14 protein-coding genes are annotated in these 25,847 nt (G+C 37.5%); 4 read left to right on the forward strand and 10 right to left on the reverse strand.

Annotated features, from left to right (window positions below):
* Positions 1-7: 7 nt before the first annotated feature.
* From bcsE to tyrR, 3 genes are all read left to right on the forward strand, one after another.
* On the forward strand, positions 8-1,633 hold the full coding sequence (bcsE, locus tag J3455_RS05160) for a cellulose biosynthesis protein BcsE (RefSeq protein ID WP_349561274.1): 1,626 nt from the start codon (positions 8-10) through the stop codon (positions 1,631-1,633).
* 169 nt (positions 1,634-1,802) lie between these two features.
* Complete coding sequence (gene bcsG, locus J3455_RS05165) at positions 1,803-3,383, forward strand: cellulose biosynthesis protein BcsG (RefSeq protein ID WP_349561276.1); 1,581 nt, start codon at positions 1,803-1,805, stop codon at positions 3,381-3,383.
* A 94-nt stretch (positions 3,384-3,477) separates the two neighbouring features.
* Positions 3,478-5,034 carry a transcriptional regulator TyrR gene (gene tyrR, locus J3455_RS05170; RefSeq protein ID WP_130051939.1) on the forward strand — a complete coding sequence of 519 codons (1,557 nt, stop codon included), beginning with the start codon at positions 3,478-3,480 and terminating at the stop codon, positions 5,032-5,034.
* Between the two features lie 230 nt (positions 5,035-5,264).
* Here the strand turns inward: tyrR and J3455_RS05175 are convergent, their stop codons facing one another.
* The gene (locus J3455_RS05175) at positions 5,265-5,753 is read right to left on the reverse strand and encodes a hypothetical protein (protein WP_294092065.1); all 489 of its coding nucleotides are present in this window, start codon (positions 5,751-5,753) and stop codon (positions 5,265-5,267) included.
* Between the two features lie 109 nt (positions 5,754-5,862).
* On the opposite strand from J3455_RS05175, the gene J3455_RS05180 reads away from it, so the two are divergent.
* Positions 5,863-6,393 (forward strand): thioesterase family protein, encoded by a 531-nt coding sequence (locus tag J3455_RS05180; RefSeq protein ID WP_349561277.1) that lies wholly within the window; start codon positions 5,863-5,865, stop codon positions 6,391-6,393.
* Between the two features lie 59 nt (positions 6,394-6,452).
* Here J3455_RS05180 and J3455_RS05185 read toward each other — a convergent pair whose 3' ends face one another.
* From J3455_RS05185 to J3455_RS05225, 9 genes are all read right to left on the reverse strand, one after another.
* On the reverse strand, positions 6,453-7,697 hold the full coding sequence (locus tag J3455_RS05185; RefSeq protein ID WP_130051936.1) for a DUF642 domain-containing protein: 1,245 nt from the start codon (positions 7,695-7,697) through the stop codon (positions 6,453-6,455).
* Between the two features lie 314 nt (positions 7,698-8,011).
* Positions 8,012-9,253 carry a DUF642 domain-containing protein gene (locus tag J3455_RS05190; protein ID WP_130051935.1) on the reverse strand — a complete coding sequence of 414 codons (1,242 nt, stop codon included), beginning with the start codon at positions 9,251-9,253 and terminating at the stop codon, positions 8,012-8,014.
* 252 nt (positions 9,254-9,505) lie between these two features.
* Entirely contained in the window at positions 9,506-13,600 is a 4,095-nt protein-coding gene (locus tag J3455_RS05195) for a poly-gamma-glutamate synthase PgsB (RefSeq protein WP_349561279.1), read from the reverse strand.
* Positions 13,593-17,297 (reverse strand): hypothetical protein, encoded by a 3,705-nt coding sequence (locus J3455_RS05200; RefSeq protein ID WP_349561280.1) that lies wholly within the window; start codon positions 17,295-17,297, stop codon positions 13,593-13,595. Before J3455_RS05200 ends, J3455_RS05195 begins: the two co-directional genes overlap by 8 nt.
* 131 nt (positions 17,298-17,428) lie before the next feature.
* Complete coding sequence (locus tag J3455_RS05205) at positions 17,429-17,866, reverse strand: hypothetical protein (protein WP_349561281.1); 438 nt, start codon at positions 17,864-17,866, stop codon at positions 17,429-17,431.
* Positions 17,851-18,594, reverse strand: a complete 744-nt coding sequence (locus J3455_RS05210) for a hypothetical protein (protein WP_349561282.1) — start codon at positions 18,592-18,594, stop codon at positions 17,851-17,853. The genes J3455_RS05205 and J3455_RS05210 overlap by 16 nt, the downstream gene beginning before the upstream one ends.
* A complete protein-coding gene (locus tag J3455_RS05215; protein WP_349561283.1) occupies positions 18,584-20,851 on the reverse strand; it encodes a hypothetical protein in 2,268 nt (755 codons plus the stop codon). The genes J3455_RS05210 and J3455_RS05215 overlap by 11 nt, the downstream gene beginning before the upstream one ends.
* Positions 20,838-23,951, reverse strand: a complete 3,114-nt coding sequence (locus J3455_RS05220; protein ID WP_130051930.1) for a poly-gamma-glutamate biosynthesis protein PgsC/CapC — start codon at positions 23,949-23,951, stop codon at positions 20,838-20,840. Before J3455_RS05220 ends, J3455_RS05215 begins: the two co-directional genes overlap by 14 nt.
* Positions 23,951-25,846: a hypothetical protein gene (locus J3455_RS05225; RefSeq protein ID WP_349561284.1), complete on the reverse strand. Its 1,896-nt coding sequence runs from the start codon at positions 25,844-25,846 to the stop codon at positions 23,951-23,953. The genes J3455_RS05220 and J3455_RS05225 overlap by 1 nt, the downstream gene beginning before the upstream one ends.
* Between the last annotated feature and the right edge of the window lies 1 nt (position 25,847).

Genomic DNA, 25,847 nt, shown 5'->3' on the forward strand with positions numbered 1-25,847 from the left:
TTTGTTGGTGCCTCATTTAAATATTACAGGACTAAACGGAGCTTTCTCTGAGCTAAAGCGAGGCGCAAACTATGCTTTACTTGCCCCGCTAGATAATCAGCTATTAGAGTTAACAAGGCATCTTTTAACCAATCATAAAGACTCGGTTTTTTTGCTTTCTGAACAAGTCGAATTATTTTTCGAAGGAGAGGGAAGCGAGTTATTATTTACCCTGTTCGAACAAAAGGTGCTGCACCCATTCCATTTACATCATAATGAGAATGTATCAAAAAGTTTGCATTTTTCCCGTGGTGTTATTAACGAAATAAAACAGTATGAGCAACTGAAAAACAGTACGGTTATCGTGCATGTCGATTCAGAACATTTAGTCTCTTTGAACGAACAGCAGCTTGGTGAAAAACTCAAGCTCTATGTTGCTTTGTCACAATCAAAAAATGTCACTTTAGTTTTTTTAATGTCAGGTGCTTATGTCAGTGAATTGAGACGTCAGTTATTAGCCTTAAACCGTTTCTTTGATGGCCTTATTTATATAACTCAAGAGGCATCAATTCGCACTCTTGAGTATGATTATTGGTGTCATAAAGAAGGAGTTATCGCTGGGCGTTCGGTTAATTTACAGCTTCATGATGGTCAACTTGCATTAGTTGAGGTAGAGCAAGAGGCTGATGATAAGTCGCAAGCAACGGAGCAAGACTTTGATGAAGACGAGGTATGGCTAACTCGCAGTGCTGTACCTGAGGGTACAAAGCTACCCGTGTTTTATAAAATAATTGATGATAATGATGCTCTTTTTTCTAAAGGGCTTACCAAAAAATCAGCGACGTTAGTTTTTGCAGTTACCCGATATACTGATTTAAAAGCGTTAGCCAAAGATTGTTTCTCTCTTCGAAAGAAATGTGGTCGCCGACTGAAATTAGTAATTCAAAATGTTGATGGCATAATTCGTCATCAGGACGAGTGCTTATTTTTAACTTTAGGGGTTAACCTTATTTTATATAGTTATTCTGAGCCTTCGCGTTTGCTATCACAAATTCAGTCAATTCAAGGATTTCAATTTTCAAGACCACTCCCTAAATCAATTGATGATGTTCTGAAATACAGTGAAAATACCTTAGCAAAAGGCTATCTACCAATCACCAAGTTTGCACAGCAGGTTACCAAGCATAGCGATTCTGCGGCAAATCTTGGTGTAAGTGGGGTGCTTGTTATGCTAGAGCTTTTACCTCGCATTGATGCTATACACCCATTGCATTTATTTCATGTGAAACGTGAAGGAGATATTTTTAGTTTTGCAGATGGCACGATTTATCTATATCTGCATGCTTGTCGAGAGCATGATGTAGAAAGTGCGATTAAGCATTTATTTAAATTACAGGTGAGTGACTTTTTTATGTCTAAAAATGTCATTGCCGATCATTTTTATATTCAGCAAGAATGTCGCCGTATACAACGTAATTTTGCAAATGTTGAAATAACTGATTTTACTCAACAATTACAAGAAAATGTGAGTTATATTTTTGATGCAAAAGGTTCAGATATAGCGACTTTAAATACAGAGACACCGGAATTCAAAAAAGTGATTCGACCAATATCCGAGCCAGTAAAAGTGACCTTAAAAGGTGAGCTATCATGAGCTTAAATCAGTTTTTTATCACTTTTATTGTTGCAATGCTTATCGGTATTTTATTGAGTAATATAGGTAAGGCATTGTTTAATAAAGCAGTAGTGCTATACCGAAAATTAACATTTAGGCATGTATTATTAACCCCTTATACGCCAAAACGACACAAGAAGGATAACAAGTGAGGCTTTCAGGATTAGGTGTTTGGAATTTATACTTTTTAGTTAAGTTTGTTCTGTATAGCCGAGGTGATATTTCTTTTGATTTATTTGCAAACTTAGCATTTTTTGCTTTTCTAGCTATCTCTTTTCAACATGTTTGGTTGTATCGTATCAAACACGCTATGAGTGTGGTGGTAGGAGTGGCCTTGTTGTATCACGACTCGTGGTTGCCCCCGATTTCTAGGCTCACCAAGCAAGCTGGCAATGTAAAAGACTTTAGCATCGGCTACTTTTTTGAGATCACAGCGCGCGTTGTTAGCCTCGATATGATTTTTGCGCTCTTTGCTTTAGTGGTTTTTTATTGGTTTACTGTGAAGTGGTTGCGTTACACCAGTATTTCAATAATTGGCTTTATGTATGCGTTTTGGTTAGGTGGGGCTGTTACGAGTGATGAGGTTACAACTCAAGTTGCAAGCAATAACCAAACTACAAAAAAACAAGTACCCGTTTTAGTTTCTGATACAGCAAAACAAAAGACACCAGATCAACAGTTACAAGACTTTTACCAGCAACAGAATTTACTACAAAGCCAGTTTCCTGACGTATTTAATGGCCAGCCATTTGATGTTGTTGTGCTAAATATTTGCTCTTTAGCGACGGCTGATTTAAATGCAATTGGTGTTGAGCCACGTAACTTATTTGCTGATTTTGATATTTTGTTTAGCCAATTTAACTCTGCAACGTCGTACAGTGGCCCTGCGGCAATTCGTTTATTACGAGCAAGTTGCGGGCAAACAAGTCAAGAGCAACTATTTAAACCTGTTGATGAGCAATGTCAGCTATTCACTAACCTTGCTGAGCTTGGCTATAAAACCAGTGTGGCTCTTAACCACGATGGACATTTTGATGACTTTATTGGTTTGATCAGACAATACGGTGGTGTCTCTGTGCCAAAACTGGATTTTAGCCAATTTAGTGCTGCGCAGTATGGTTTCGATGGCAAACCGATTTATTCTGATGCGGATATACTCACTAATTGGTTGAAAAAGCAAGGTTCGAGTGAGCAGCCTAGGGCTCTTTACTACAACACCATTAGCTTACACGATGGCAATCAACTTGCTGGTCGTGAACGTATGAATAGCTTTGAAAGCTATCCGCTTAGACAACAGCGCTTATTTAATGATATCGATAAGTTTATAACTGAGTTAGAAGCACAAGGTCGAAATGTAATACTATTGGTTGTGCCAGAGCATGGCGCTGCATTACAGGGAGATAAACTACAATTCTCTGGTTTGCGCGAAATTCCGAGCCCTTCAATTGTTTCAGTGCCAACTGCTGTTAAATTCATCGGCCCTGATATAAAGCATGAGGGGCTGAATGTCGTCGATGAAACAATGAGTTATTTTTCACTGTCAGAGTTAATCAACAATACGATGAAGCTTGACTTGTTCACAGGGACGGTACCAATTAACCGAGTGCTTGATAATTTACCAACTTCAGCCAAGGTCGCAGAGAATGAAGATACGGTCATGATGTACATAAAAGGGCAGCCCTACATTCAATTAGATGGAGGGGAATGGACCAGGTACCCGACTAATTAAGTTATTTGTCCAAAATTGTTTACAATAGACTACCCAGTTGCAGGGAGTTAGCGTATCATTCTCATACTATAGGTTCCCGTTTTTTGAGGATGTAATGCGTTTAGATATCCACTGTGCTGACCGAATTGGTATCGCACAAGAGATTCTCAATATCTTGGTGAGTTACCAAGTTGATTTAAAAGGCATCGAAGTAGATTCGGTTAATTGTCGAATGTATGTCAGCTTTCCGCCTATTGAATTTGAACAATTCCAAAAAATTATGCCATCTATCCGCTTGATAGATGGTGTGAAAGACGTTCGTACGACTGCATTCTTACCTTCTGAGCGAGAGCATAATGAGTTAAATACATTACTGCGTGCATTACCTGATGGTGTTATATCTATTGATGCTAAAGGGTGGGTGCGTTTATGTAATGATGCTGCTTGTCGCGACTTACAACTATCCGAAAGTGAAGTTATTGGCGCTAATATAAATAACTTGCTTAAAGGCTTTAACTTTACGCGTTGGTTAGAAGGTAAAGAAGTACTTGGCCAAACAACCCGAGTTGAAGTAGCTGGCGAAGACTTTATTGCTGATATTCTGCCAATTTCAGTACCACAAGGTGCAGAAGGGGATGTGTTAGCCGGTGCAGTTATCAATATCAAATCACAAAGTAGACTAGGTCAGCAAGTAAGTGCGTTTCGCCGTTATGGCCAAGAAAGCTTTGCAACTATACATAATTTTAGTACTGCAATGCGTCGTGTTGTTCGTGAAGCACGCAAAATGGCACAGCTTGAAGCGCCGATCCTCATTACTGGTGAAACAGGCACAGGTAAAGAGTTACTCGCCCGTGCTTGCCACTACGCATCAAACCGTTCAGTAAAACCATTTATCGCTTTATCATGTGCTTCTTTGCCAGATGATGTCGCTGAGTCAGAATTATTTGGTTATGCAGGCTATGAAGAGAATGCAGCACCTAAACGTGGTGTGCTAGAGCAAGCTGATGGTGGTACAGTGTTTTTAGATGAAGTCGGTGAAATGTCGACTCAGCTGCAAACTAAGTTACTACGTTTTTTACAAGACGGTACCTTCCGTAAGGTCGGTGATGAAAACGAAGTTAAAGTTAATGTGAGGATTATTGCAGCAACACAAAAAGACTTACCTGCAATGGTCCAAGAAGGAACATTTCGAGAAGATCTTTACTATCGAATTAACGTGTTAACCCTTGAAATTGCGCCATTACGTGATAGAAAAGCAGATATTGGCCCTTTGGCTGAGCACTTTATTCAAAAGTATGCCCAGCAAAATGGTCATTCTGTGCCTGTAATGTCTGAAGATTGTTTACGCTTTTTACAAGATTACCCATGGCCAGGTAATGTACGCCAATTAGAAAATGCGATTTATCGAGCAGTATCATTATTAGATGATAATGAATTGCGCATTGAGCATCTGCAGTTACCAACGTTTACCCATGATTTAGGTTATCTAGAGTCTGACTTTGAAGGAACCTTAGACCAAGCGGTAAAACGCTTTGAAGCGACTTTACTTCGCAAGCTTTACCCTGCTTATCCAAGCTCTCGTCAGCTTGCAAAGCGGTTAGGTTTAAGTCATACAGCAGTAGCAAATAAGCTTCGAGATTATGGGATTAATCGTAAGACTGTAAAGGTTTAATGATACTAACTTAATTTATTAAATAAAAAAGGCTTGGGTGAAAACTCAAGCCTTTTTCTTTGTTGTTCAATATCATACCAATCCGCAATAATACTTAACCATTTTGAGGTATTAAAGCTGTCGCTACCTGCGTTAAAAATTTCTGATTTAGAACTACTAAATAACAAAGTTTTTTGAAATCAACGAGGTTTTATTGCCTAAAAATAGACCAATTAATTAAGCGAATGGTATTACTGTTTGGTACCCATATCTTTGGTGACACCATCAATGGCGATATTCTTAATACCATCATTGTCGAATTTAATAACAATACTGATGTTATTGCGAGAAAAAAAGTAATCTCGGTTATCCAGGCTAATAACATAATTGCCTTTTACAGTATCGCTAAATTTGCGCTTTTCGAGTTTTAGGGTGTGATCGGCAATTTGCCAAGTGAATCCCTCAATAAAGCCATTATTAAACTCCTGCACCCATACTTGTTCCTCGTCTTTGCTAAGTGTAATTGCCACTGAATATGACTCTGGCAGAGACATGTCATAGCTTTTATCACCAATCGAGAATTTTTCAGCATCTTGTTGCCACGCAAAGCCAAAATTAAAGGCCTTTTCTACACCCGTTGGGTATTTTAAAGTACCTTCACCAGGAAAGTTAAAGTCAGCAAATGCTGAAGTGGTGAATAAACTCGCACTAAATAAAGTTACCAAACTAAAAAATTTCATTAGGTTATTCTTTTTTTATACTAATATATGCACAGATTAGAGCAGAATATTCGCCTTAGCAATATGCTGTGATACACTTTGTGCATCATCAACTGGTTAGACCTTTGCCGTGAACCTCTATTTTCGACTAATACTACTGTTTTTTAAAATTAAACGTAATCGTGATTATCAACAACTGTTAGACACAATTGATATTGAATTCAAAGCGTTACCAACGGATTGCGATATTAATTTCCATCTGACTAATTCTCGTTATTTAGCGATGATGGATCTTGCCCGTACCTGGATGACTGAGCGAGTAGGTTTATTAAAGCACATTATGAAACGCCGTTGGTTTCCAATTGTTAACGCAACTGCAATTACCTATATTCGCGATATTAAACCAATGCAAAGGTACACGGTTAGTACACGTTTGGTTGGCTGGGATCATAAATACTTTTATATTGAGCAAAAGTTTCACTCTGATCGTGGCCTGCACGCGATTGCTTATGTGCGCGGTGTTTTTAAACGCAAAAAAGGCGTTGTAAGTGTCGAAGAGATACTTGAGGTTGCTGGTTTTAATGGTGTAGCACCTATTCTGCCTGCAGAAGTAATGCACTGGAAAGAAATGTTAGAACAAAAGAAACTCACAAATAAGTGATGCCAAAGGTCAGTAAAAAAATGCCAGCTAAGCTGGCATTTTATGGCTTTAAACACAGTTTACTCTGCTGCGCAAACTGCTTCACTAACAAACGTTAAGTCGTTTACGTGTGCTGGGCCATCCATTACGAATGTCGCTTCAGCGGTGTTTTGATCTAAGGTGTAGATTTTTGCATTTTCGCCGCTTTCTCTACCTGAGATATAAATTGTCCCGTTATCTGCAATTGCAAGGCCTGATGCCCAGTTTATACCGTGCTCACCGATTAGTGTTAACTCTAGGCTACCTTCATCTAGAGTATATAGCGCCTTTCCTGTTAACACGTAAAGTACGTTGTAGTCACTTGAGTATGCGATGTCGCCGTCTGCAAATGTGTCACCTTCATACGAAAGCTTACCTAATACTGTTTTCTCACCTGTAGTTAGATCAAAGTCATACAAATACGTTTTGCTTGTCGCACGTAAAAACAGGCCATCTGCAGTTACCGTTGAGCGGTAAATAGGGAATGATGTCGCATCTACAACTTCAGCTTGTGTGTTAGTGGCTAAATTTAGGCTATAGATTTTTGATGCTTTGCTATTCTTATCAAGTTGCTCCATGAAATACAGCATACCGTCTTTGTTGGCAATATTTGATGCTGTATTGTTAAGGCCTGCAACAACAGTTACAGCGCTTGATTCTGGGTTAAAGTGGTATACATAGCCTTCAGTCTCAGAGCCAAAGTTATTAATACCATATAAACCTGTTGCAACAGCACATGGTTCAGCAACTTCAGTGACTACTACGTTATCGATGAATGCACCTACTGAATCAGATGTACCAGTACCTGCAAAGCTTAATACCGAGCTTGTGCTATCAGCTTCAACGATGAAGCTATATTTTGTCCAGCCTTTACTTGAGCTATTAACAACAGCTAAAGAGCTACCATTCCAAAAAACTTCAGCTTTATTTGTTGTTTCATTACCTTCCTTACGGGCAGAATAGTAAAAGGTTAACTCGTACTGTTTGCCTGGTTGTGTAGTAATATTTTGAGAAATACTGTAATTGGCTGTTGAGTCAAGCTCTAGATATTGGTTACCTTCTTGTGCAGTCACGATCCCTAGTTTATTTGTTTGAATTTCGAATTTAGCATGAGTACTTCTTGTCCAGCCAGGAATCTCGTTAAATAACTGCCATTGACCATTGTGATCGGTCACTGTATCTGTGTTTTCGAATGATCCGTTTTCTACTAAATTTGTGCCAGCCATTGCAATACCCGATACAATAGTTAGAGGTAAAACAGCTAGTTTAGTAACAAAGTTTTTCATGAATTTCTCCATTATTTTTTAATATTAAAATTTTAATGTTATTAATTTAAATATCAAATATTTATATTTTATATTTTTTATTTTAATTGTTTTTTGTGTTTAAGTGTTTGAATCTTAATGCTGTTTTTTAGGGTGGGAAATTTCTTATTTTACTTTTCTGTTTTTTATAATTTTTTGTCTGATATTTTTTTATTGCTTTAAGGTTTTTTATTGATATTTTTTTATTTTTTTGAGGGCGTTAGGTGAGTGTTTCGTGTTGAAGTTTTTATAGTTATAAATGCCAGTATTTAACTGGCATTTATAATATTAAAAGTTTACTGTGTTGAGCAAGTTGACCCACTAATAAATGTTAGATCATTTAGATTAGCTGGACCTCGCATTATATATGTTGCTTCAGCAGTGTTTTGATCTAGCGTATAAAGCTTCGCGCTTTGACCACTCTTTCTTCCAGTAACATAGATCGTACCATCATCGGCAACTGCAAGGCCTGATGCCCAGTTAACTCCATGCTCACCTACTAATGTAAGTTCTAAAGTATCTTGATCAACAGTGTATAGTGCTTGTTCAGTTAATGCATAAAGTACGTTATTGTCACTTGAGTATGCAATATCACCACCTATGAACTCTTCACCTTCGTAGCTTAGTTTTCCTAGAACTGTCTTTTCACCAGTTTCAAGGTTGAAGTCATACATGTAGGTTTTGCTTGTTGCACGTAAGTTAAGACCATCAGGAGAAACTGTAGAACGAATAATAGTATAAGAGTTAGTATCTGCGACTTCGCTTTGCGTATTTGATGCTAAATCTAGACTGTAAATTTTTGAGTCTCTAGTCTCACTATCTAGCTTTTCCATAAAGTATAGCTTACCGTCCATACCTGCTATGTTTGCAGCTGTATTAGTAACACCAGCAACTTTTGTTACAGCTGATGTTTCAGGGTCTAAGTGGTAAATATAGCCTTCTGAATCAGAACCATATTTATTAATTGCATACAAACCCGCTTGGACTGAGCAGTATTCTGTAGCTTCACTTACAGAAACATTATCGATGAAGCCACCCACACTACTTCTGCTACCAACGCCAGCTAATGTAATCTCTGAACTTGTGCCAGTTGCCTCTACAGTAAAGCTGTACTTAGTCCAACCTTTAAATTTAGCATTAACAACACCTAAGGATTCACCATTCCACAGCACTTCAACTGTACTCGCTGTATCATCACCAGACACACGTGCTGAGTAATAGAAGCTAATTTCATACATTTTACCAGCTGTTGTAGCTACGGCTTGAGACACGCTATATTGCTGCGTAGAGCCAAGTTCTAGATATTTTTGGCCTTCTTTCGCTTTGAGAATTCCTAGACTACTCGTTTGTATTTCAAAAGGTGCGTTTTCGCTGCGTGTCCAACCAGTGATTTCATTGAATAATTGCCATTGGCCATTATGATCAGTGACAACCTCGGCTTCGAATGATCCATTTTCAATCAAATTTGTGTTAGCCACGGCAAGTGCAGAGGTAATAGCAAGTGGTAATACAGCTAACTTATAAAATAAACTTTTCATATAACTATCCTTTGTATTAGATAAAATGTTTTATCAGTTATATTTTTATCTTTTATAAAGTTATTTTCAATTTAGGTACGCTGTTTTATTTTGTTTTATTTTTAATTTCCACATAATATATTGATGAGGCTGGTTATTTTTGTTTGTAGGAAATTTCTTATTTTTGTTTTTGTTTTATTTGTGTTTTCTTTTTTGAATTTATTTTTATTATTTTTCATTATTGTTTTTATTTTTATTGATAATAAAGTTCTCTTATTTTTTGTCGTAAAGTTTTCGTTTATTTGTGAACCAACCTGACTTTTGGTTACGGTTCATCTCGCTAAGTAATTTAATTGCTTTTTCTAATGTTATGCGCTGTTCTGCTATATCATTGTATATTTGAATAGCACGTTTTTTACGTTTTACAGCAGCACCTGCATCTAAAAATGATTCGATCACTTGGTTAAAGTAACGAGTAGGGCGAGATTGCGAATTTTCTTCGTCTACTTTTAAATACTCCTCATTAACTTTTTCTTGAAGAGTCGTTATTTCTGCTTGGCAGAACTCATTTTGAGCAAGCTGACTTTTCTTCAATATATCTAACTTTTGTTTTAAGTAGTCAGTTTCAAGTAAGTTAAATGACACTATCATATTTAAACTAGTTAATGCCGTTCTGAACTCTTTAGCTGTGCAGTGCTTACTCAGCATATTCGTAATAGTTTGTGATATTTTTTGCCATTGCTGCCAGGCATAAACGTAATTTAACCCTGCCCCTTTAATGTTTTGCATACCAACAACGACCTGATGAGTATTGGGCAAAGCTAAATCCGCAATCGAATTGGTTATTTCATCTGCAGATATATTGCTATCGTCAAGTAATGTGACTTTAGATTGGAGGATGGAAATCAAGCGTTCTTTTATTTCTTTACTATTCTTTGCGATATCACTTTTTAGGTAATCCAGGTGCATACGCTGATAATAAATACGCAGGGTATAGAGAATTGTGGTTAGTTCTTGATCAGGGATCTCTCCTGTGATCTCTTTTATGTAAGATTTATTAACAACCCCCTCGCTAAGTGTAAGTAAATTCTCAGCTGCTACACTGCCATATGCAATTCTAAACCTTGCTCTAACTTCAGCTCTGGTGAGTAAATTAAATTGCTCTAGAAGCTTATCTAGGCTTTCGAGATCATTAATTTCAATTAACTTTTCTACTCTTTCTATAAATGCATCGAGAAAGTAACTGTAGAATCCCTCTACATTACTTCCTATTACCACAACACGGTCAAAACGTAGGTCATTACTGAGCATCGCAGCAAAAACTTTTGAGCGCGCGACACGGTCGTTACGATTATTTATAAGCGCGATTACCTGGTTTTTTGGGTCGTTATTTAATCTTTCAAGCTTAAGGCGCTGCCAGTTTTCTAATGTAGCTAAGCGTTCGTTTGCAGACATGCTATTGACGAACGATTGACTAATTTTTCCGATAGGCGCTTCAGTAAAGTGCTTTAATACGCCAATATCAGGCACTATTCGTGCGGATGTTTCTTTGAATACATAATCTTTATTTAAGCCGATATGTTCCGCCATTTTGCACACGAGTGCTATATTGGATGGATGTTCCTGGTAGGGGTATAAAGAGCGAATGTCATCAGTTATTTGCAAACCATCGGCCCAGTGAACTTGAATTAAGTTAGCGTTTTTTTGTTTTGCATTTAATTCAAGAATTGGGTTCATATTTTGTTCGCTGGTGAACACTAAACTATTCTCACCGATAAAATGGCTTGTTTCATTTGCAACATCAATTCCTGTTGGACCTAATGTATCCTCATGGTCTGGGTAAGCATTGGTAATAGTTGAAAAGTTATCATCCATCCAATTCCTTAATATTTTTACATAGCGCGGGGTCAATCCCATACATTCCCAAAGAAATACATCGGCTTTTACTTTTGTTGCAAAATGCAAAACATCGCTTTGTTCCCAAATACTCGCTTTATCAAAAGGTCTGAATAATGGAATTTCGAATTGCTCTCCACTTGCTCTTGCATAAATAAGAGTTGCTTCACAACCTGTTGTTTTACTAATCACTTTAAGAGTTAAACTACTAAATAATGCTGCTTTTAATCGTTCAGTTCCTGACTTTCCTCGTGTTCCCCAACCCCCGATTGAAACGGGAATTTTGGCTCTATCTGACTTTATTTGCCTACTTATTTTTATGTGGCGAGCCCAAAAGTAGGCTGAGAAAGCCATAACGAAAAAGATCAGTTGACCAATACTATTTTGATAAAGCGAATAGGCATATTCTTTAAAGCTTGACCACATATTAAACAAGAAGGGCGTGAGGGATAGTTTTTGATATAAGTTGGCAATACTCGGCTCAACAGGGAATTCGGCATTAAGCACTGATCCATATTGTTGGAAATCAAGTGTGAAGCCTCTTGCTTTTATTAACTCTAGAAAGTCTTGTTGTTCGTGGTCAGAACCATTTCGTAAATCATCTAATTTTTCAAAGTTGAAAGAAATCCAGCTATACGCAAACATGCGTTGGAGTACGTTACAGGGAGGGGTGACGATTAAAATACCATCAGGAGTGAACGATTTAGCTGGCGTTTTCAGATTGTCTTGTGACAATGTACTCAGTAGAAAATCTAACATAGGTAAATGAGGTCGAGCACTAAACTGTTTAGCATCAAACCGGGGCTCTCCAGGTACCTCCGTTTGGCTAATCTCCGCGACGGTGCAGCTCGGCACATGCATAAATGCACTTGGTTTTCTGGCTTGTACATGATTAAAGCTTTGGCGTTTACCTGTACTTGGATTTTTAAATTCATGCCATAGCCGCCAAAAACGAAAGCCCCGCCTGTAACCTCGTTGTATGTGCCAGCCTTTATTTTTCATTGCTACATTAAAGGCTTCATTATTCTGCGCTTGCTTACTCAAAAGTCGGCCTAATAAATCTTGCTCAACCCATTCAGAGTTTAAATTAATGGTAAAGTTTGAGTTTAAGTTAAACTCGAGCTCAGCGACTTGTTGCTGGTACACAAAGCTGACAAGCTGCTCTCTGACACGGCTAATAATTCGCTTTACGGCAGTATCTTTCTCATTTTCAAGCTGCGTATTTAAGACATTGATAAAAGACTTAAACAATATATCTGCTTGGCTTTGCTGATCATAATCAACTTGTAAGTTGAACATTATCCTTGGCGTTAACTCGAGTAATAAACGCTTCTGGGCAAAGCTTTGTGCAATTTTCAGTTGTTTTCGCCATATGTGAAAAACTTGCAACTCTTTGGTTAAACGAGGATCTGTTAATTGCTTAATGAGTGTTAGTCGTACCGCTTCATGGGTTTCTTTTTGGAGCCGAACTGTTAATAGTTTGAGAGCAAATGCCCTGGGTAATAATGCGCATTGTTCAATGACACTTTGCCTTACTCGAGGGTAAGTATGCTTAGCAAGTAAAATGAGAAGCTTATAATTAGCCTCACTTAATTTAGGCTGTTTACATATAATTTTTGAAAATGACGCCAATAAAAACAGGTGCTGAGCTTCGATTTTTTCATTTGGTAAAACATCTAAATCAATTTGAGAGCGCATAAAATAGTGAGTAAAAGTGGGTCTTAAATTGATCAGAATTTCTAAAATATCTACTTTTGCAGCATGTGGGGTTGATTGTTTTTCAAGAGATAGTAATAACAGCTCAACAAGATCAGAATCGAATTGAGTTTCACTTACATATTCGCTAATTAAGTTTACCTGGTTGGCAAGGGCGCGAAAAATAGAGTTACGAATAGCTTCGTTCTCACTTTTTTCTAGTAGCCCCAAAAAGAAGCTTTCTAAATTGAGTGTTAACCATGATTTGGTTATTTCCCCCGAGTGGATCCGTAAATAGCGATTAGTTAAATCACCCAGTTTACCTATTAAAAACTTAAGAGATTGCTCAAGTTCAGAGAGTTTATCTTGGTATCTGTTGATGATAGCTCCCTCATCAAACCAGCGTTGAAAAGCATCTTGATCTTTTTTTAATTGTTCTCGGTTTGCACCTAAAGTATACGCGTAATCGAGAATATGAAACTCACGCTCAGCTTTTAATTCGGCATGATTTAAACGCTCGATAAAGCGCCTGTGATCGGCATCAATTTTGATTAATTGACTTTGTAGGGTATCAATTTTATGAGTTAAAAATGAAATAGTTTGCAGTAGTAACCAATCATCTTCCTCATAGTCATCAGGCTGATTTTTTATTAATTCCCATTCACTTAATTCATCAACTAGTTCGCGGTATTTTTGGCGATATAAGTCTAACCAAAAACTGGCAATGTCTGCGAAAAGCAAGTTTTCAAGGCGTTTTGTAAGTAAGTGGTTACTCATAGTCAGTGTGCTCTAGCAAATGATTTAATTGAAGTGCTGGGAAAATGATTTCATCATGGGCAAAAGGGGTAAATCCGGTATGTTGGTTGTTACCAGATGAAAACTCGATGCTAATATTGTGGTTGTCCCATACCCAATCCTGTTGTAGTCGCACCTTTAGCCAACCATGTGAAAAATCACCTAAACTAATTTGTGTTTGCCAAGCAAACTGTGTGATGTATTGCCACGTAGCTGTGGCACGGTTGTCATCTTTAAAGCGGTAATAGCTATCAATGCCAAGTTGGAAAATGTGATCTTGATAATATTGATTCCAACTGGTGTTGAAGTGCAGATAGTCTAAGCTCGTCCAATCATCGTTTGAGCTTGATGACACACCAAAATTTAAATAATTATCGACCCAAGGATGATAACGATATTGATAAAACCCTTGCCATCCCGAGGCATGGTTTTCACGGTAAAAATTAAATACATTTGAATTAAGTAGGTCGTCACTGAGGTAATCATTTAAATCAGCACTACTGTAACGAATAAATGGAGTTAGCTGCCATTGGTGACGATGCGAAGAATCACGTTGCCATTTTTGTCCTACACTGAAACTACTATCAAGGGCATATTGAAGATCAAATCCATTATGACTTGGTTGCCAACGGCTTTGAATTTGCGCATCAACATACCAAGGAGTTGTATCATCTTGCCATGAATAGTAACCATTGAGTGCAATTAGATCCGTTTGTTCTTTACTAAATGAGTAGTAACCTTCTAATTGGTACCAATCATTGTCGTCGTTAATACGTAAACGAGCGCCAATATCAATGCTCTGTTGGGTTGGGATATTTTCAGCGGTTTGAAATATTTCTTGTTGGTCAAATTGTATAAAACCTTGCCAATTAAGATCATCACTTTGAAATGACTTTTGATCACTTACAATTGTTTGCTTTTCTGGTACTCGATAAGTTACTAAATCAGGCAAAGGAATTTGTGCTTGTGTAAATTCTGAAATCTTATTATTGAGATCACTAAGCTCCCAAGTATACAGGCGAACATGTTCAAGTTCCGATGATTTGACTTCAATTTTGCCTGCAGGATGGAAAAATTGGCGTTCACTTCGACTATAGCTATTTATCTTTTCTAACTTGATTAAACGATCTGCATTTAAAGTCGCAAGCAAAGGGGTAGTGGGAATAACAGAATAAAATAGTAGCGTTGTAGGTAATTCTATCTTTCTCCACCGACCCGCAATATATTGCTGTACTTCAACTTTTAGTTGTTGAGATAAATAGGGGTTAAGCCAGTGTAGGGCAATGACATTATTATCTAACTCCCGTTTATTAAATGTAAAGGGAATGCTTTGCTGCTCCGTAACAGACCATATTTTTAAACTGTTAGCCAGTTGTATGGATAAGTTTGCCACATTAGCTTGGGCAAGCTCTGCGGTAGAAAAATTAAATACAAAGCGAATTTGTTCTGCCTCTGTTTCGGCCAAATCTATATAAAGGGTATGAAATGGGCGAATCAATAAACCATCATTATTTTTTAGATGCGTCTTGAATTGGTTAAACCTATCAGCAAAGCTAGTTTGTGCTGCACTTTGAATATTAAAAAGACGCGTACCTGCATAATCGATTAGGCTATCTAAGGGTTGCCAGTGGCCAAAACTTTCTATTCTATTTTGTAAAAAGGTCGATGCGGCACTCGCAGGAATTGTAGCTATTCGCTGTAATAGTTGCGTATATTCATTATTGTTTAAACGCTTTTTAGATAATAGATATAAGCCATTAATTAAAAGGTCGTTTTGTGTGGCATCATAGGCATAAACTAATGACATAATATCGTCTGTAGCAAGCTGGTTTGCAGCATCAGAGCGGTAATCAAAAGCTTCATATAATGCGTCAGGTATATTTTTAAACTCTATAAAGGCTTTCTGATCAGCTGATAGAGTGAGTGTCTCTCCTGCTTTCAGACTCACAATCATTGTTGATGCAACAGAAGCCGCTTTTTGGCTTTCAACAATGAGTGTTGTTGATGGAATATCGCTGTATATTGGCATTAATTTATGTTGGTATTGACTATCAGCCTTTAACCAAGCAGTTTGATACTCGCCATTTTGTTTGGCTTCTGTGCGCGCTTTTATACTTAAATTAACCGCTTCTATCGCAGTGTACTTCCAGGGCATATGCTGTGAAAGCACAGTGTTTTGCAATTTTCCTTGAGAGTTTATTAATGTTTCTTGGGCTCCAGAAAGTAATTCATATTGCTTATCTTCAGCTTTTAATCCAGGACTTAAACTGTGGTAGTCAAGTGCCATATAAGCTTGCTTAATTGTGTGAGTTTCATCCTTTTTGTTTAAAAGCCATATTGCGAGTCTATTTTTCTGTTGTTTAGTTGCAAGCTTAGTGAGAATACTATTACATTCTTCCAATAAGCTTTGGTTTCCTGCGCACAGAGCAAAGAACTTTATTTCTTGGTGCTCATCTTGGTAGGTTTTTAATAGAGACTTTAAAGCAAACTCCTGTAATTCCCTTTGTTGAGTACTCTTGTATAGTCCTTCTAAGTAACTTGTTGCAAGATGAAACTGTTGTTGTTCACGCAAAATATTTATTTTAATTTGCCATGCTTCAATAGCAACCTGTGGATTTGGGTTTTGAGTTAATGGTTTTAAAAAGGCAAGCGCATCTAAAGGTGCAGACTTAGCTAAGTCTTTAGCTGTTAGCAAAGATTGCTGCCAATTAACTAATTTAATTTTTCTTCTTGCTGGGGCATAAGGCTCAATTAGCGCTAAATAGTCACTATATAATTTCCTTAAGTGCTCAGTTATTAGCTCTGCTGTAATAGGGCTTTTTTCAGAAAGGGTTCTCGGTTGTAAATAAAGTACTTCATTACTTGGAAAATCTGTAAGTGTCCTGGCATAAACAGCAAAATCAATACCAGGCACATCATCAGTGGTTTTCTGAATTGTCATCGTTTTGCTGTTTAATGGCACTGAGACGTGAATTGTTTGGTATTCTTTTGTAGCTTTAACATTAACCAACCAGCTTTTATCACCAACATTAAGTTTAAATTGACTGTCTTTATTACTACGGGCAACGAAGGTAAGCCACGGCGTGACTCGTTTTTGGCTTAATAAGTCAAAATTCAAAGCGATCTGTGAAAGCGACGTAATATGTCTGACCTGTTTATTAATGCGTGGATAAAATTGATCATCAACTAATCTTTGCTCTTCAAGTTCAGTAATTAGCCGTTTTTTTGATTGGCTCGAAGCATGAACTACGCTGCTCCCTTCTAGTAAAGTTTGTGTGGACATTAAGCTAAGCAAATCATAGTAGCGCTTAACTGCGAGGGAGTTATTTTTTGTAAATACACTGTCACTAAAAACATTCAGCGAATACTCATTGTAAACTGATTCCATTGCATCATTGGCAGTTTTTAACCAGTAGGGGAGTAGTAGTTTTTCTTCAACTTTTATGGCTGTCGAATCATCGTATATGGCTCTGTGGCTTTGCGATATTTTTACATACGAATCGGCATAGCTTTTAATGGTTAAATATTGGCCCGCATCAATAGCTAAATAGTCACTATTCACCAAGCCAACATTTTGGTTTTGGTATTCAAGGGCCGGGTTATTGATGATGTTAACTTTTGCAGTAAGAACTTCATCTGTGTAGGCATAGACAGCACCATGGCTATCTAAAGATGTCATATTCTTTCTGACCGAAAGCTTAATTTTTTTTGCATCAGGAAAATATAGAGTGACCTCATCACCTTTATCGAACTTATAAAACCGTTCGCTGCCTTTTCTTGAAGAAAGTAATACTGATGGCTTAGCAAGTTTTAGGGCTCGTTTAAAGCTATCAACAGTGGTTGATAGTGACCGACTTGCGCAGAAAATTCAGCCCGCTCATTTTGGCGGTTTTGAATCGCTACAACACGGTTATGCCCAAGAGCAGGAAGTTGACACCGTTTTTCTAAACATAATAAGTCACGATCCATTTGAACTCGTTGCTGTATATATTGTGTGTTACCCACACTCATAATGAACTTGTCGAATAACTCAGGGTTGAACTCTAACCAGTGCCCTTCGGGTAGCCATAAATATTGATGCTCATACGAATCAAATTGCATCTCTTGTGTGGTTGCGAGCACGTCTAGCTTTGGAGAGGTTTTTAACCAGATAGGAGGCTGCAGAACAGCATGCTCTTGTTGTACGGCAAGAGCTGGTTTATAGGCTAGCAGCGTTAATGTTATAAAGGCTATTATGAAGTAAGGCATAGGCTAAACTGCTTTAAAAGTTGGTTGTTAATTATTAACTGCTCTCGCAGCTCGCGACTTAACTCGATATGGAAAAACTGACTATTAACAGGAGCCAGCGAATTAAGAACATTGTGTGTTCCACCCAACTCATGCACATCGCGCCCATAAACCAATGCATTAATACCTAGCTTATTAATGAGGCATTGAGCAATGTCTAAAGTTCGTTGAGAGGCGAATACATGGCCTTCGCTTAAAATAATATCTGCTTTGCGTCCTTGCTCTGTGGTTCGCTTTTCCTTTGCAAATCCATGGATTTGATAAATCGAAAATGACTTAACTGAACTGCTGTACGCAAGTATAAATGCGTTACTACTGCTATTTTTATATTTGCTAAAATCGATTGTTTTGCCATCGGCATCACGGCTATTTCGGTGTTTCGTATTAGTCAATAACACTTGGCACTCACTAAATAAGGCTTTAGCAATTTGCAATGTGTGTTTATCAAAATATCTATGTGGAGCATAAGAAATACAGGTGTTCCCTTTAGCTTTAAAATGTATTTCACCACCCGAAAAAAGAGACTTATTGGCTACTAAAGCCCCATTCTTAATGGAAAAGTGCTCTGGTACACGTTGTTGGTTATTCAACCAAACTCGTAGGCTGGAAGTGAGTTTTTCTAGCTGAGCGGCCTCACAACATGCAGCGGTAAATAATATAAGAACAGTAACGATAATTTTATTGTTCATTATTCCACCACCTTACTTTTTGATCCTTTACAAGATACTCTTCAAGTATTGATAGCCAAATCGTTTCGGAAGAGGTTAAAGTCACGGACTGCAAAGAATCTATATCATTAGCGACCTTGAATGTAACGCTAGGATAGCTAGCTAATTGGCTCTTTTTAGGGTGAATTAAAAATGATTCTAATAGCTCAGAGTTATGTAGCTGATAACTTTGCTTTGCAATACTGTACTCACTAGTCAGGCCAAGTTTGTAATTAGCAGTATGTTCAAGACTCAATGTAATAGGTTTATTACTTTGAGTACGAAATGCTTTAAAGACAATGCTTATTGGGTGTTTGTTCTTCGAATAAAGCAGCTTAATTGGCTTATTTTTATCTAATTGGTAAAGGCGTTGTTTTACCCAAGGGCGATGACCGTACCAATTTTGATAAACAGTATTTGCTTCATCAATTAATTTCATTTTTTCTGACAAAGAGATATCACCGGTTTTGACTTCATTAGCACTATTGTTATTTATTTTTAATATCAGTCGGTTATCGTTTTCGCCAGAAGAGGGGAAGTAGTGATTGTTATTATAGATCCCAAAATTAAATTCTTGTGATGGCTCTGGCTTTTCATAATATCGTTTTGGACTTAAACCAAGTGCCACATTTGATAATGGCAAAACATTAAATAATTCCTTAGATTGGTAGTATGTTGTTGTTTCCTCAATATCTCTAGGTGGAGTGAAAGTACGAATATTTACGAAATGTTCTCGCTGCGCCAAGTCGTAATGGTTACTTGCTTTTTGCTCATACCAGGCTGCAATATCATAAAAGCCATCTGTTGATTCAGTCGTAAGCGGTTGATGTGCAGTGCGGCGTTGATAATGAAAGTTAGCGAGTCTTGACTTTACACGCAGGTATACATCGTCGCTAGATTCAACTTTAATATAGCGTGCTTGTTGCGGTGTACGTAGGTAATACGATGTGAGCATGCCTACCGCTTGTCTCTGGGTATTGCTAGCAATTAACCGGTCAAATTTAGATGCTTCACCTTTTATAGTGACGGCATATCGTTCGATTTGTTTTTTATTATTGTCGTATAAAGTTACGTATATTTGGCTGCTATTTAATGTTCTAAGTTCTAAATTTAGATGGCTTTCAGGGACGATATCAAATTCAACTGACACTTTTGGGTTTATCAAATAACTGCCAGCATAACTTGTTAAAATAACTGCCCCAGACTCTGTTCGCCATTGAGTTAACAATTCTTTTTCACTGCAGATTGTAATTAACCCCGCATTAAGTAATGGGGTTTTGTACGTGTTTACTTCATCAGTTTGAGTAAAGTTTATTTTTTTTGGCGCTTCAAACTGAAGTTTGTCATACCAGATCAATGAAGGGGGTTTTTGGTTATCACTGACAGTGAAAATTAAGCTATCACTTTCATCTAACTTGACACTGGCACACAAACTACCTCTAGTATAATAAGCTGCAAGGCTATACTGCTGCTGACTGAAGTCATAACTAATTACATTATACGGTAAGCTTTCGTATAGGATGTCTGACTTAAAGTCGATTTCAGGAATACCTTGTGGTGCAATTTTTTGCCACCAAAATGCCATTGCATTCGTTATTTCAGTATTTGTTAGAGTATTTTCACCCATGGTAAGGTAATCAGTTGCGCGCTTACGTCTATCTAGAGGCCGTTTTAACCAACTATTAAGTGGATCAACGTTTTGAACGGGGGTTTTCGCATGAACTCGAACTACCACGCCTTGAATTGATTTTTCTTCAGGGATAAGTAATAACGCTACGCTTTTTGCCGTAGGGTAATGAGCTATTGGCAGGTAAAATGATTGCCCAGACGCAACATTAAGCGATTGTTTATTCTCAATGATTTGTTTGATCTGTTGCTCTTCACTATGGTTAACTAGCTTTGAAGCGTGGTGGTAAGTTTCATCTAAGATCACCTCTTTTTTATCATTATAAAGAGTATATTTGATGGCATAATTAACTGGTTTATCAAGAGTAACCGATTGATCAAATACAGCATTTGAAAGTATACGCAGTGAGTGAGTCCGCTGATTAGAAAATGTATAAGTCAGTGGCTTTTTAGTACTTAACCATTGAACTTTTGAGCGAGTCTCTTTACTGGTTTTTGGGTTTACCGGTTCTGCTGAATCCAGCCAAATTAAAAAGCTATTCCAAGTAAATAAGGCGATTAATAAAACAGTGATAATAGCTAAGATGGCTAGGAAGCGTTTAATTAGATACATTAAAGCCTCCAACCATCATGTTGTTAAAAACATCTATATCAATCAGTTGATTGCTAGCTGGGTTATAGATGGCGATGAGGTTATTTTGCTTTTTGATCATCAGTACGAATTTATTCAACTGTTCTAATTTTATTGTCTGTAATACACACTCATTTAGTTCAGAACATATCGTCTTTAAGGCCGCAGTTTGTTTATCAGCAGTATATTTATTAATTTTTCGTTGGATTATTTGTTTATCATGGCTAGTGAGCGCTGCCCAGTTTGAAGGCGACAAAGTAGCTAGATTTATTGTGGTTACAGTCGGGTTATTCGAGATAGCGAGAAGGCGCATCAGAAGGCTGTTTTGATCAATTGAAAACTGTTCTTTAAAGTCAGATGCAATCCATAAGGTTGCCAGTTCACTGTTTGAATTAAACTGTTGATATCCATATTGTGGCGAACTACCAATTTCGAGGCCCCTAGTGGCTTTTTGACCTTCTACTACTTGATAGCTGACTCCTAGACTGCTTAAGTCTTTAGTGAGCTTTTCCATTAGAGGAGTTGCGATATCCCTTACTTGGGTATTTGAAAATGCAATTGCGTTAGGGCGGATCCATGATGGCGCACTGTGGCTACGGATCTGAATATTTAAGCTTGGTTGTTGTGCTTTAAAACGTGAATAGCTTTGATGAACAACATTGAATAATGAACCGACATTATTTGCTGCAAGAACATTTGCCTCAGGGTGAGCGTAGGGATGTGCACCTGCAATTAATAAGTTGGCAGCATTTGAATTAGTGAAAAGCTCACTTGCGAAACTTAACGTATTCCCTTCGAATATTGGCCTTGGGACACTTAAACTGATTGCTTCATGTTTACTCAGTGAAAATGCATATATACCTTGCCCAAGAGCCTGTGCATCATTACTTTGCAATGGGCTAAGCAGTATGTATCGCCCATTACTATTTTGTACAAGTTGTAGCTGGTAATTGAGTAATTCGGCTGTGCCATTAATCTGTTTTAAGTGATTTAATACATCTTCATTAAGTGATGAGTTGCCAATTTGCTCAATTAACTTATAAAGTGGTGTTAAGACTTCAAATTCCCAAAGGGCTACTTGGCTGTGAGTTAATGGCTGATAATTGAAACTGCCTTTACTGCTGATATAAGCGGAAAAGTCATCGACAATATGAGCCATATCTTCATTGATAATATTAAGTTTTAAATTACTATAGCGATAATTTTCACGGTAAATATACGCCAAAATATTGGTGTAATTATCTCCATCAAGAAAGACCTCAAGCATAGACCCGGTAAAGTCTGTTGCTGGTAAACTACTTTTGGCGGCTTTACCAAAATAAGTTGCTTCACTGCCTAAAAATTCATGGATCTCGCGCTGACTTATAGATTCTGGAAGTCGATTAAAGATCCAATATTGGCTTTTTACATCACTAGGAGTGCTTTTGAGTAAAGCTGCAGTATGACGGTTAGATTCGCGAACCTGTAACAGCTCATTAATTTCCAATGCATTAATGAAAGCTTGGTAAAATGGACTTTGTTGATTTTCTTTCGTCAACGTTACTTGAGGCGTCCTTGTGGCTCCAAAAACGAGTGCTTTGCTTTTTAAGTGTTGAAAGATAAGAGCTGCAGAGTCACTAGCAAGGCCCTCAGTTATAGGGTAGGGCACAGTGATTATTAAATTTGTCTGTGGTTTTTTATTAATTACAAATAAACCACGTTGTTGATTCTCAACAATATCTATTAGATATACATAATTATCATCACTCACAAGCTTAAAGCCGATAGAATTGAACATGGCACTGAGATGCCCCATTTTTTGCTTATTCTCGATGGCTTTGTTCAGTTGATAAATAGCATATTTGAAGTCAGATACAGCTTGACTTGCTTTATAGCTACTTACCGTTACTCTATTGGAGCGAGTGGTATATAAATAGCTTTTATACTGACTCACTTGCTGGTTAAGTGTTATGACTTGTAAGTTTTCTGCTTCAGGGCTAATACTTTGTTTTATTAGTAAAGAAGGCACAAGCATGACTAAAAAGCCAACAATAATGGCAAGGCTTCCACCTATTACAGAAGTTTGAAATGTAGCTCTAAGTACCAGACCCAGTGCATTTTTTTGATAAATCTTAAGGGCAAGTAAGGTAGCGAGCATATACCCAAATGCAAAGGTGTCGGTTACTTTAACCGTTGGAAAGAACCAAACGACGATATAGTTTAAAACAAGCTTAAAAATAAAGCCTATGGTAAAAAATAGCATCAGTAATCTGGCACCTTCAATATGTGCATGCCTTAGGCGAGTATAATGAATCAGAGAGCTTCCTACCGTTAATATAACGGCAGTTTCTATAAATGAGGTTAAAATTTTACTTGGTTGCGTTAGCTGTAAAGCTAATAACGCAGGTAGCATGATACCGTTAAATTCCCAGCCATACTTTAAATTTGCACGAGAGGCCAAAAAGGCTGTAATAACCAAAATAATATAGGCTTTAGGGGCAGCAATAATAGATGCGGCAACAGCTTCATACATTATACCTAAATTAGCGATGCTAAAATTGGTAAACGGCATGAGTACAAATCGCACCAATATATAAGTGATGAATAACTGAATAAAACTTACTTTCAGACCATACTTAAAACCGCCATTCCACATTACGTTAGCTGTTAATGCGATAATAATAAGACCTAAAGAATAAAGCTGAGATGCATAATCAAAAGTAATATCCCATAGGCTTAACTGGTCAGCTATGATTGGCCAAAATAGAGTATCCATACAAACACGGACTAAGATACTGATTAAGATGATGGCAAAAAAGCGGTCTCTGCCAAACATTTCACTGTAACCAAAGCGCTCCATCAAGTAACTTGCACTTATACGCATAAACCCATATACAACAATAGCTTCTATAATGATAACTGCTGCTGAGGTGGGGCTAATTATGAGTAATGGCACAAGATAACCCGGAACTACAAGGCCTGTAAGTGGAAATCCAAAGCGCAAATTGAGTAGGCATACAACGGCAGTCCCAACCCAAACAGTTGTAATAACGGATTGACCCAGTCCGCTACCTGCAGGAAAAAGCGCTAAAACGAAGTCCATTAAAGTCTAGCCTCCGGAATTACTTCTGGAGTGTCTTTAATAAATTCAAATAATATTCCAGACACTTGAAAAGGCGCACCGGATGCGGTTTGCGAGTTATCGGAATGAAGTGCTCTAATAATAAGCGTATAACTATGTTTATCTAGGTTAGCAGGTAGCTCAACAGTGGCTTTATTTAGAGTTATGTAGCGTAATTTCCCTTTTGCAGTTTCGATATCAAGTGCGCAACTTCGACAAAGTAAATCAAGGGCTGTCGTTTCAAAAATAGCAATTTGGTGCAGCTTAGCAAAGTGCTCTAAAGAAGCATTGGTTTGAATAATTTGACCAAACAAATTAAATAACACTGTAGCAGGACTGGTATGGTTAAATACCATTTCTAAGGTGGTTAGCTTTTGCTCCATTTCATTAAGTGAGCTTTTAACCTTCTGGCTAACCGATTCGTGAAGCTTAAATGTAAGTAGTCTATTAATTAGAGTTCGATTCTTAGCCTGTGTTGTTTTAAATATATGGTAATGGAATAGGAGCTCAGCAACTTGGGCAGCAAACTTATTAACGTTTTTTTCAAACGCTTGCTGATGAAAGCTTTGGTTAGGAACAATTGATAGAGCCCAAAAGCCACGTACATCACCAGCGTATACAAGTGGCGCAATGAATTCAATTTCACCTTTAATGACCTGTTTAAAAAAAGGACGGTTTATTTTCACAATGCCTAATGACTTTAACGCATTACTATAAGGTGTGCGTTGATAGTCTCTTCTCATTTCTTGGATATCATCGAGTTGGCAATTTATTGCGCGAATTTCAACTACTCGGTGGTCGTCTTCTTTACGGGCTAAAAAGATTGATTTCTCCAGATCTAATTGCTGACTTATTAATTGAATAATGGGATCCCATGGGGATGGGTGCTCAATAAAACTTTGAGGAATATAACGGCCCATCATCATCTGCTGAATGTTATTTACATCAGCTGTGAGCTCTTTGTCTTCAGAAATTTTTCGAGCAACTACAACCCAAATTAAAGTTGCAAAGGTCAGTGTGATGTATTGACCAATTGGAATGAAAAGTTTTGTAAAGTTCACTAAAAAGTAGCCGGCAGCACACCAAAATATAGTTATGCCGAAAGCGACTAGAAATGAATAACTTATAGATATTTTTTGATAAAAAAACAGCAAAGTAAACACAAAAACCTGTGCAAATACTACCGATATAGCAAAATTAAGCTCATTTATAGTGCTGTTTTTCTCAATACTATCAGCGATGTAAGCAAAAAGAAGTAAAGGATCATTTAGGCCTTCAAGTTTAGGAGCATGTATATTTACATTAAATTCAGCAGCTTGTTGACCAACAATGAGCACTTTATCTTCAAGTTGTTCACTCATAACGTCGAAGTTAAGTATTCGCTTAGCGGTAAATTTTGGAAGCGCAGATACGTCTAATCTGAAATTAATCAGTTTAGATTTGTCATGGTTATAATTAAAAACAGCTTGCCATACACTTTCACATTCAAGATTATCAGCAGCGGGGATACGCATTTGATAGGTTGCCCAAATCTCTACCTTTGGCATGCAATACTCACTACCAGCATAAGGATAGAAAACCCCTTCCTTGGTTGCAGGCTGTAGTGGCTCATCAGCTAACATGATGATTGCTCTTGGCTGATACTCGGATAGCTGAGTGACTAAGTCTGAATGATTAGTGCTGAGACTTTCACTTGTGATGAGCACAACGTTTGTTTTCTGAGTGCTACTAAACGAGCTTATTTTTTTATAGAAAAAAGCATCACTCGCTTGAAATATGTTCAGCAGGTTACTAAAAAGCACAATCGCAAATAAGAAAACAGTGAACCAAAAGGCTCTTTGCTGCGTTAATCGCAACAACTGTTGTAATGCAGCCAAA

It is taken from the genome of Pseudoalteromonas sp. NFXS39 (genome assembly GCF_040148775.1).
Lineage (GTDB): Bacteria > Pseudomonadota > Gammaproteobacteria > Enterobacterales > Alteromonadaceae > Pseudoalteromonas > Pseudoalteromonas apostichopi.

Coding starts and splice junctions, on each gene's coding strand:
- J3455_RS05220 (WP_130051930.1), bottom strand. CDS start 23,951: ATGGACTTCGTTTTAGCGCTTTTTCCTGCAGGTAGCGGACTGGGTCAA.
- J3455_RS05175 (WP_294092065.1), bottom strand. CDS start 5,753: ATGAAATTTTTTAGTTTGGTAACTTTATTTAGTGCGAGTTTATTCACC.
- J3455_RS05215 (WP_349561283.1), bottom strand. CDS start 20,851: ATGTATCTAATTAAACGCTTCCTAGCCATCTTAGCTATTATCACTGTT.
- J3455_RS05210 (WP_349561282.1), bottom strand. CDS start 18,594: ATGAACAATAAAATTATCGTTACTGTTCTTATATTATTTACCGCTGCA.
- J3455_RS05195 (WP_349561279.1), bottom strand. CDS start 13,600: ATGAGTAACCACTTACTTACAAAACGCCTTGAAAACTTGCTTTTCGCA.
- tyrR (WP_130051939.1), top strand. CDS start 3,478: ATGCGTTTAGATATCCACTGTGCTGACCGAATTGGTATCGCACAAGAG.
- J3455_RS05205 (WP_349561281.1), bottom strand. CDS start 17,866: ATGCCTTACTTCATAATAGCCTTTATAACATTAACGCTGCTAGCCTAT.
- J3455_RS05200 (WP_349561280.1), bottom strand. CDS start 17,297: ATGACATCTTTAGATAGCCATGGTGCTGTCTATGCCTACACAGATGAA.
- J3455_RS05185 (WP_130051936.1), bottom strand. CDS start 7,697: ATGAAAAACTTTGTTACTAAACTAGCTGTTTTACCTCTAACTATTGTA.
- J3455_RS05190 (WP_130051935.1), bottom strand. CDS start 9,253: ATGAAAAGTTTATTTTATAAGTTAGCTGTATTACCACTTGCTATTACC.